The sequence below is a fragment of the Desulfocurvus sp. genome (assembly GCF_023230885.1).
Taxonomy (GTDB): Bacteria; Desulfobacterota; Desulfovibrionia; order Desulfovibrionales; family Desulfovibrionaceae; genus Desulfocurvus.
The window spans coordinates 1-9,077 of the sequence record NZ_JALNWM010000136.1 but is presented as its reverse complement, the minus strand read 5'-3'; the positions used below and the strand labels follow the sequence as shown (position 1 = coordinate 9,077).

The following is a 9,077-nucleotide window of genomic DNA, read 5'->3' as shown; positions in this document are numbered from 1 at the left end:
GGCTTGGCGCTTTTCCAGGCGGCGAGCACATGTCGTCTCTTCAGCTCGGCCCGCCGCCCCGGCGCTTCGCCCCGCCCCAGCCGACGGCCAGCCCGTCGTCTCTTCAGCTCTGCACGGGGAGCCCCGTGCAGAGCGGGTGTCGCGTTCTCCGCCCTGCGCCAGGGCCTTCGGGGGGCAAGCGTTTTTTCCGTCGCGGCATGCGGCGGGGACATGCGGCCGCATCCTGCGGCACGTCGCCGGGGTTGCCGGGACTGGCCCGGGGGCATCCGCAGACAGGCCGCCGGGGGGCGCCCGGGCGGGGCGGACGGGGCGCCGCGTGAACAGGCGGGGGCGGGGAGGGGGTTCCAGGGGCGGCGTCTGCCCGGGCTCCGGCCCGGCGGGCGGGGCGGCCTGTCCGGCCCTTGCGGCGGGTGGCGCTTCCGCCTGGGCAACGATGCCCCGAGGCCCGGCGCCGATCATCCGTCGCGCGGGGGCGAACCGAAAGCCTTGCGCCCCGCAGAGGCAAGCGCCCACCCACGGGTGCGCGGCCCTGGCTGCGGCTGGAAGGCTCCTGGGGCGCCGGGCAGCTCCGGTCCGGGCGGGCATCCCCTCGACCTCGGCGCGCAGGCTTCTGGCGCGCCAGGTTCCTGGCGCGCCGGGGCTGCTCTTCTGGGCTTGTTGCGCCTGGGGATGTGCCGCGGGTTCGTTGCGCCGGGGGGGCGCCCGGGGGCAGCCCGGTCCGGGGCAGGGGTTCTGTGCGGGCGGGCCCGCCCGAGCCGCCTGCGTTTCGCGCAGGGGGAGCGCGGCGGGGGATGCGCTTGCCGGGAGGGCGCCCCTTGGCGCGGCTCCGGCCCGGCGGGCGGGGCCGCTGCCTTTCCGGGGGCGGCTGCCCGCGGGGGTCAGGGCGTGTCGGGGTCGTGGACCTCGATGCAGTCGTGGGGGCACCAGGCCACGGCCTTGGCGAGGTCCGGGGCGTCGGCGCAGTCCTCGCGGACCACAACCTCGCCGAGTTCCTCGTCCCAGGCGAACAGCTCGGGGCAGGCCTCGACGCAGGCCTGGCAGCGGCTGCACTGGGGCTGGATGATGGAGCAGCTGACGCGGGGCATGGCGGTCAGTCCTTCTGGATTTCCTGGCGCAGCAGGTGGGCCAGGAGCAGGGCTTGTTCGCGCAGGGCGGGGATGGCGGCCACGGCGGCGTCCAGGTCGCCGCTGCGGGCGGAGTTCTCCACCCGTTCGGCCGCCTCGCGCATGGCGGGCGCGCCGATGGTGGCCGAGGCGCCCTTGAGGGAATGGGCGGTGCGCAGCAGGCCCTCCAGTTCGCGCTGTGCGGCGGCCTGCTCCAGGGCTTCGAGCTTGGCGGGCAGGTCGTCGATGTAGACGCGAAAGAGGGTCAGCAGGAAGTCCCTGTCGCCCTTGAGCCGGGCCATGGTGGCCTCCAGGTCGAGGACACCGGTCTGATCGAGTGGCATGAAAATCCCCCTCATCCGTCGGGGGCCAGGCGTTGGCTCCCGGGTCGGCCAGCAGACCCTAGCACAGCGCGGAACGGGGGCCAAGGTTTTCCAGGCTCTTCGTACAAAAGTTTTGTCAGCAATTCCCTTATGTTCGCTTTGTAACAAGCCGCCCGGGCGGCAGTTCCTGCCGGGGGGGGCGCGGGCCGGGCCCGGCGCCGGGGCGGCTGGGCGGCCGCAGCCCCTGCGCTTTGCGCCCGGGAATAATTGAAAAAAAGGCGCCCAGGTGGGGAACCGGGCGCCTTCAGGAGGAAAAGCTGTCGTTTCGTGCGTCAGCTTTCGGATTTTACAAGCAAAAGTCGTGCCTCCAGCCTGGGGTCCTGGCCCCGGAGCGCTCCCTTAGCAGTGCTTCCCAAGATATTCAAGAAACTTGCGGCCTTCCTTGAAGTCGGGGTTCAGGCCGAGGGCGATTTCGATGTGTTGCAGGCAGGCCAGCTCGTCGCCCAGCTCGAAGTGGGCTCGGGCGAGGTTGAAATGCAGGTGCTCGTCGTCGGGGTCCACCTCCAGGGCGCGGGAGTAGAAGCGGATTGCGTCCTCATGCAGGCCCTGGCGGCGCAGGCTGATGCCGAAGGTGTTGAACTGGCGGCGTTGCTCCCGGCGGAAGGCGTCGTCGTTGTTGAGCAGGATGCCCACGATCTTGCGGACCTTGGCGAAGCGGCCCTGCTCGCTGTAGACGGCGCCAAGGCCCAGGTTGGCCTGGGCGTTGTCCTCGTCCATCATCACGGCCTTGAGGAATTCCTTTTCGGCCTGGCCGAGCAGCCCGTCCTGGAAGAAGCGTTCGCCCATTTCGACCTTTTTCTGGAGCGACTTGAGGGCGGGCAGGGTGCGTGTCTCGTAGTAGCCGGGTTCGGGGTGGAAGGCCTTGATGAATTCGCCCTTGCCCAGGGTGGTGCGCATGCCCGAGGGGACGTGGCTGGTGTTCAGAGGCTGGACCTCGAAGGCGTCGTCGGACAGGCGCCTGGCAAACCAGTAGGTCTGCTGGGCGTGGTTGCGCGTCGTCGTGCCGAAACCGATGTCGCGGTCCTGCTTGCGGGAATAGACGCCAAGAATCTGGGGGTACATGCGCTCGTCCTGGTTTGCGGCCCGCCCCGGGCGGCCCGGAGGCCGGAGCCTAGCGCAAAGCGTCCCCGCTGCCAAGGCCGGAACCCCCAAGCTGCTTGCGGCAGTAGCGCTGGAATTTCCTGGCCACCTCCAGGTCGGGGTTGATGGCCAGGCAGCGCTCCAGGTGGTCCAGGGCGGCGATGTGGTCGCCCTTGTCGAAATGGACCCTGGCGAGGTTGAAATGCAGGTTCTCGTCTTTGTCGTTATACTCCAGCGCTTTGCGGTAATATTCCAGTGCCTCGTCGAGCATGCCCTGCTTGCGCAGGCTCATGCCCAGGGTGTTGAAGCGCGCGCGCTGCTCGGCCTGGAAGGTCTCGTCGTTGTTGAGCAGGATGCCCAGGGCCTTCTTGACCTTGTGGAACTCGCGTTTTTCGGCGTAGACCGCGCCCGCCCCGAGGTTGGCGGGCACGCTCAGCTCGTCGATCATCAGCGCCTTGAGGAAGGCGCGCTCGGCCTCGTCCAGGCGCCCCAGGGCGAACTGCTCCTCGCCCTCGGCGATCTTCTTTTGCAGCGACTTGAGGGCGGCAGGGTGTTGCGCTCGTAGTAGGCGGGCTCGGGGCTGAAGGCGGCCATGAACTCGCCCTTGCCGAACACGCTGCGCAGGCCCGAGGGCACATGGTTGGCGTTGATGGGCTGGACCTCGAAGGCGTCGTCGCCCGTGCGGCGGACGTACCAGTAGGTTTTCTGGTCGTATGAGCCCCGGGTGGTTCCGGCGCCCACGTCGGCCGTGACGTTGCGCACATAGACCCCGAGGATTTGCGGGTAGGCGGACATGGGCCCTCCTTGCTGGCCTGTTCGCGAGGCGGGAGCGGGAAACAGGGTAGCGTAAAAGGCCGGGGGCTGCCAAGGAGAACGCGGACCGGGGGAAAGCGGCTCAGGCCAGGGGCAGCCAGACGGGCGCCGTGTCCCGCTCGCCGTCGCGGCGCGGCAGGGACACGGTGAACACCGCGCTGCCGCCCTCGCGGGTCATGGTCATGACCCCGCCCATCCGCTGGACCATGCTGTAGCAGTTGGGCAGGCCGAAGCCGCCGTCCTCGTAGGGCAGGTAGAGGCGCTCGGGGTCGATGTCGCGCAGGCTGCGCAGCTCGTAGTCGAAGCTGGCGCACACGGAGTCGCCGGTGGCGAAGGTGCGCACGTTGAGGGACCCTCCGCTGGTCAGGGCCCGGGCCGCGTCCTGGAGCAGGATGGTGAAGACCTGGTCGAGGATGTCGGGGTCGGCGCAGGCTTCGGGCAGCCGGGGCTCGAACAGGGCCTGCACGGCGATGTCGGCCTCGGTCAGCCCGGGCATGAGCCGCTCCAGGGCGGCGGCGAGCACCTCGCCCAGGGCCAGGGGCCCGGTGCGTACGTCCAGGGGGTTCAGGTAGCCGCGGATGCGCTCCAGGAGCTTTTCCAGGCGGCGCGACTCGCGCAGGATGATCTCGGTTTCGGGGAAGTCGGGGGCCTTGGCCGACAGGCGCCGCGCGAAGCCGCCGATGGACATGAGCGGGTTGCGGATCTCATGGGCCACCTCCTCGGAGATGGCGCCGATGGTCTTGATCTTTTCGGCCATGACCCGCGAGTGCTCCAGGTAGATGCGCTCGGAAATGTCCATGAACACGCCGTCCAGGATGGCCGCGCCGGGCTCGGGGCCGCGGGGCATGGTCTTCAGGATGCCGTGGACATCGAACCCCCGGCGGTGGACCAGGCGGCATTGGACCGTCAGGGGGTACTTGCTGGAGAATGCCTGGGCCAGCACCCGGCGCACGCGGCCCCGGTCCTTCATGCGCACGCGCGAGGGCAGCCAGCTGTCGCTGGCCGTGGCCTCCTCGGGCGCGAAGCCGAGCATGGGCTGCACGGCGTTGTTGACGAATTCCAGGCTCAGGTCCTCGCGCAGGCGGAAGATGAGCAGGGGCACATTCTGGATCAGGGTGGCGTAGCGGCGCTCGGCCAGGGCCGCCCGGCGGCGCAGGGCCAGCCGCTCGTGGAAGCGCGACAGGCAAAGGCGCAGGGCCTCGGGGGTGTAGGGCTTGACCAGGTAGTCCGACGCGCCGAGTTGCAGGGCGCGGATGACGCGCCCCGAGTCCGCCGCGCCGCTGACGAAGACCAGCTCGATGCCGGGCCACTTCTCGCGCAGGCGCGCGGCCAGGTCCAGCCCGTCCATGTCGGGCATGACCACGTCCACAAAGGCCAGCACGGGCGCGGTGCCTTCGGCCTCAAGGGCGTCGGCCCCGCGCATGTGGGGCTCGGCGGCAAGCCCCGCGTCGGTTAGGGCCCCGGCCAGGGCGTGGCAGACAATGGGGTCGTCGTCCACCACCAGGGTGCGCAGGGTGTGGTAGTTCTCGTGCCAGTCCACGGGGTCTCCGTGAGGTTTCGCCTCAGGTTTCCATTGAACACCAAGGGCCGGGGAAAGGCAACCGCTTTCCCCGGCGCCTGCGGGCGGCCCCGCCCCGGCGCCCGGGCTGGAAAAATCGCCCCGGCCCGGCTATGCTGGACGGCATGCGACAGGCGCCGCCCCGGCGGCCCGTCGCCAACGGAGGTGGATCATGGCGCAACGTGTTGGATTCGTGGGCCTGGGCATCATGGGCCGGGCCATGGCCGAAAACGTCCTGCGGGCGGGATTCCCGCTCACGGTCTACAACCGCACCCCGGACAAGGCGGCCATCCTGGCCGAGCTGGGGGCCCGGGTGGCGGCCACCCCGCGCGAGCTGGCCGAGGCCAGCGACGTGGTCGTGGCCATGCTGAGCGGCCCGGAGGCCGTCTATGCCGTCCTGGCCGGGGAGGACGGTGCGGCGCGCGGCCTGGACCGGGGCAAGATCTTCGTCAACATGAGCACCATCTCCCCGGCCTACGCCCGCGAAATCGCCGGGGGCCTGAAGCCCCTGGGCGTGCAGTATGTGGACGCGCCGGTTTCGGGCTCCAAGCGCCCGGCCGAGGAGGGCTCCCTGGTGGTTCTGGCCGGCGGGGCCGACGCGGCCATCGACGCGGTGGAGCCCCTGCTGCTGGCCGTGGGCCGCAAGGTGGTGCGCTGTGGGGCCGTGGGCCAGGGCTCCCTGGCCAAGATGGGCGTGAACCTCCTGCTGGCGGGCATGGCCGCCGGGCTGGCCGAGGCCCTGGCCCTGGTGCGCAAGGGCGGGCTGGACGGCGACATCCTCATGGACATCGTGGCCTCGGGGGCCCTGGCCTGTCCGCTTTTCGCAGCCAAGCGCGAAATGCTCGCCAGCGGGTACTATCCGCCCCAGTTCCCCTTGAAGCATATGGCCAAGGACCTGAAGTTCGTGCTGGACACGGCCTACGACACGGGCGCGGCCGCGCCCCTGGCGGCGGTGCTTTCGCAGCTCTACGGCGCGGGCCGGGCCCGGGGCCTGGGCGACCAGGATTTCGCCGCCGTGGCCCGCGTTCTGGAGGAGCTGGGCGGCGGCAGGGCCGAGGGCAAGGGCTAATCGGCCGGGGCGTCGGCGGCCCGGCCGGGCGCCAGGCGGCGCTTGGCCGCGTCCAGGTAGCAGTAGTAGATCGGCGTGAAGTACAGCGTGAGCACCTGGGAGATGAGCAGCCCGCCGACCACGGCCAGGCCCAGGGGCTGGCGCGCGTCGCCGCCCGCGCCGATGCCCAGGGCGATGGGCAGGGCGCCCATGAGGGCGGCCAGGGTCGTCATCATGATCGGCCGGAAGCGGATCAGCGCGCCCTGGCGGATGGCCGCCAGGGGCTCCAGGCCCTGGTCGCGCTGGGCGGCGATGGCGAAGTCGATCATCATGATCGCGTTCTTCTTGACGATGCCCACAAGCATGATGATGCCCACGAAGCCGTAGATGTCCAGTTCCTTGCCGAAGAGGGCCAGGGTCAGCAGCGCCCCCGCGCCCGCCGAAGGCAGGCCCGAGAGGATGGTCAGCGGGTGGACGAAGCTCTCGTAGAGAATGCCCAGCACGATGTAGATGACCACCACGGACATGAGCAGCAGCAGCCACATGCCGGACATGGAGTCCTGGAAGGCCTTGGCCGTGCCCTGGAAGCTGGAGTTGAACGAGGGCGGCAGGGTTTCGGCCGCCAGGGCCGAGATGGCCGCCACCGTCGGCCCCAGGGACTGCCCCGGCGCCAGGTTGAAGGACAGGGTCACCGAGGGCATCTGCTGGGTGTGCGACACCGAGGAGGGCCCCGTGGCCAGGGACAGGGTGGCCACGGCGTCCAGGGGCACCAGGACCCCGCTGTCGGCGCGCACGCGCAGCATCCGCGCGGCGTAGGGCGTGCGCTGGAAGCCCGGGGCCAGCTCCATGACGACCTTGTAGTCGTTGGTGGGCGCGTAGATGGTCGACACCTGGCGCGAGCCGTAGGCCAGGGACAGGGCGTCCTCGATCTGGCGCGGGCTCACGCCCAGGGCCGCCGCGCGGTCGCGGTCGATCTGCACCCGCAGTTGCGGGCTGTCGAGCTGCATGGTGCTGTCCACGTCCCGGAGCTGGGGCATGGCGCGCATGCGGGCCAGGAACTGCCCGGCGTGGGCGTAAAGCTCGTCGGTGTCGGGGTTTTGCAGGGTGAACTGGTAGAGCGCCTTGGTGGTCCGCCCGCCGATGCGCACCGGCGGGGTGTTGCGCGGCACGGCGACGATGCCGGGGATGTCCGCCAGCTGGGGGCGCAGCCGGGCCACCACCTCGTCGGCGCTGGCGTCGCGCTCCTCCAGGGGCCGCAGCTTGCCCATGACGCGCCCGGAGTTGGCGCTGCGGTTGGGCCCGCCCGAACCGACCACGGACATGGTCGACTCCACGGCCGGGTCGGCGGCCACGATGGCGTCGACCTTGCGCTGCAACTCGTTCATGACCTCGAAGGACGTGCCCTCGGCGGACTCGGTGGACACGTCCACCCGGCCCTGGTCCTCGCTGGGCAGGAAGCCCTTGGGCACGGCGATGAACAGCCAGACCGTGAGCCCGAGGATGGCCAGGGACAGGCTCATGGCCAGGGCCCGGTGGCGCAGGGTGGCGTCCAGGGTCCGCTCGTAGCCCCGGCGCAGGGCCTCGAAGCCGTGCTCCACGGCCATGTAGAGCGCGCCGTGGCGGCCGTGCCCCCCGTTTTTCGAGTCGCGCAGGATGACGCGGCAGAGCATGGGCGTCAGCGTCAGGGACACCAGCCCCGAGAGCAGGATGGCGCTGGAGATGGTCACCGCGAACTCGTTGAACAGGCGGCCCACGATGCCGCCCATGAACAGCACCGGGATGAACACCGCCGCCAGGGACAGGGTCATGGACACGATGGTGAAGCTGATCTCCCGCGAGCCGTCGAGCACCGCGCGCAGGGTGGGCTTGCCCATCTCCTTGTGGCGCACGATGTTCTCCAGCATGACGATGGCGTCGTCGACCACGAACCCCAGGGACAGGGTCAGGGCCATGAGGGAGATGTTGTTCAGGCTGAACCCGGCCAGATGCATGACCGCGAAGGTGCCCACGATGGACAGGGGCAGGGCCAGGCTGGGGATGATCGTCGCCCGCAGGGTGCGCAGGAACAGGAAGATGACCAGCACCACCAGCACGGCGGCTAGGTACAGGGTGAACTCCACGTCGGCCACGGATTCGCGGATGGACTGGGAGCGGTCGTACATGACCTCCAGGTCCACCGAGGCCGGGATCTGCGCGCGGAACGAGGGCATGAGCCGCAAAACGTCGTCCACGATGCGCACGGTGTTGGAACCCGGCTGGCGCGAGATGGCCAGGATGATGGCCGGGTCGCCGCCAAAGGTGTTGCTGCGGCGCTCGTTCTCCACCCCGTCCTCGACCACGGCCAGGTCGCCCAGGCGCACGGGCGAGCCGTCCACATAGCTGACCACCAGCGGGCGGAAGGCCTCGGCGTCCATGAGCTGGCCCGAGGAGCGCACGGTGTACTCGCGCCCCGGACCGGCCACGGAGCCTGTGGGCAGGTTCACGTTGGCCCGCTGCACGGCGGCCATGACCTCGTCCAGCCCGATGCCGCGCGCGGCCAGCACCTCGGGGTCCACGCGGATGCGCACGGCGTATTTCTGCGAGCCGTAGACGTTGACCTGGGCCACGCCCGAAACCATGGATATGCGCTGGGCCATGATGGTTTCGGCGTATTCCGTGACCTCCGACAGGCGCAGGGTCGGCGAGCTGACGGCGATCATCAGGATGGAGGATGCCGCCGGGTTGACCTTGCGGAAGTACGGCGGGGTGCTCATGTCGTCGGGCAGGGAACGCATGGCCGAGGAGATGGCCGACTGCACGTCCAGCGCGGCGTCGTCTATGTCGCGCGCAAGGGAGAACTCCAGGGTGATGCGCGTGGAGCCCTGGGTGCTCTCGGAGGTGATGGACTCCAGCCCCGCGATGGCCGAGAACTCCTTCTCCAGCGGCGAGGCCACCGAGGAGGCCATCGTCTCGGGGCTTGCGCCCGACAGCGAGGCCGAGACCTCGATGGTCGGGAAGTCCACGTTGGGCAGGTTGTTGATGGGCAGCAGGGTGTAGCTGAACAGGCCGAAGACCAGCAGCCCGAGCATGAGCAGCGTGGTCATCACCGGGCG

8 protein-coding genes are annotated in these 9,077 nt (G+C 70.1%); 1 reads left to right on the top strand and 7 read right to left on the bottom strand.

The window, feature by feature from the left end:
• Positions 1-878: 878 nt before the first annotated feature.
• From M0P34_RS10470 to M0P34_RS10445, 6 genes are all read right to left on the bottom strand, one after another.
• Positions 879-1,085, bottom strand: a complete 207-nt coding sequence (locus M0P34_RS10470; protein WP_291498861.1) for a ferredoxin — start codon at positions 1,083-1,085, stop codon at positions 879-881.
• Between the two features lie 5 nt (positions 1,086-1,090).
• Entirely contained in the window at positions 1,091-1,447 is a 357-nt protein-coding gene (locus M0P34_RS10465; protein ID WP_291498860.1) for an Hpt domain-containing protein, read from the bottom strand.
• A gap of 378 nt (positions 1,448-1,825) precedes the next feature.
• Positions 1,826-2,548 (bottom strand): tetratricopeptide repeat protein, encoded by a 723-nt coding sequence (locus tag M0P34_RS10460; protein WP_291498859.1) that lies wholly within the window; start codon positions 2,546-2,548, stop codon positions 1,826-1,828.
• 49 nt (positions 2,549-2,597) lie between these two features.
• Entirely contained in the window at positions 2,598-3,014 is a 417-nt protein-coding gene (locus M0P34_RS10455) for a tetratricopeptide repeat protein (protein ID WP_291498858.1), read from the bottom strand.
• Entirely contained in the window at positions 3,014-3,361 is a 348-nt protein-coding gene (locus M0P34_RS10450; protein WP_291498857.1) for a hypothetical protein, read from the bottom strand. Before M0P34_RS10450 ends, M0P34_RS10455 begins: the two co-directional genes overlap by 1 nt.
• A gap of 100 nt (positions 3,362-3,461) precedes the next feature.
• A complete protein-coding gene (locus M0P34_RS10445; protein WP_291498856.1) occupies positions 3,462-4,919 on the bottom strand; it encodes a response regulator in 1,458 nt (485 codons plus the stop codon).
• 106 nt (positions 4,920-5,025) lie between these two features.
• On the opposite strand from M0P34_RS10445, the gene M0P34_RS10440 reads away from it, so the two are divergent.
• A complete protein-coding gene (locus M0P34_RS10440) occupies positions 5,026-6,006 on the top strand; it encodes an NAD(P)-dependent oxidoreductase (RefSeq protein WP_366062481.1) in 981 nt (326 codons plus the stop codon).
• On the opposite strand, the gene M0P34_RS10435 is transcribed toward M0P34_RS10440, so the two are convergent.
• On the bottom strand, positions 6,003-9,077 hold a 3,075-nt coding region (locus M0P34_RS10435), incomplete at its 5' end, for an efflux RND transporter permease subunit (RefSeq protein WP_291498855.1). The two genes, M0P34_RS10440 and M0P34_RS10435, sit on opposite strands and share 4 nt — an antisense overlap.

Coding starts and splice junctions, on each gene's coding strand:
- M0P34_RS10470 (WP_291498861.1), bottom strand. CDS start 1,085: ATGCCCCGCGTCAGCTGCTCCATCATCCAGCCCCAGTGCAGCCGCTGC.
- M0P34_RS10465 (WP_291498860.1), bottom strand. CDS start 1,447: ATGCCACTCGATCAGACCGGTGTCCTCGACCTGGAGGCCACCATGGCC.
- M0P34_RS10460 (WP_291498859.1), bottom strand. CDS start 2,548: ATGTACCCCCAGATTCTTGGCGTCTATTCCCGCAAGCAGGACCGCGAC.
- M0P34_RS10455 (WP_291498858.1), bottom strand. CDS start 3,014: ATGATCGACGAGCTGAGCGTGCCCGCCAACCTCGGGGCGGGCGCGGTC.
- M0P34_RS10450 (WP_291498857.1), bottom strand. CDS start 3,361: ATGTCCGCCTACCCGCAAATCCTCGGGGTCTATGTGCGCAACGTCACG.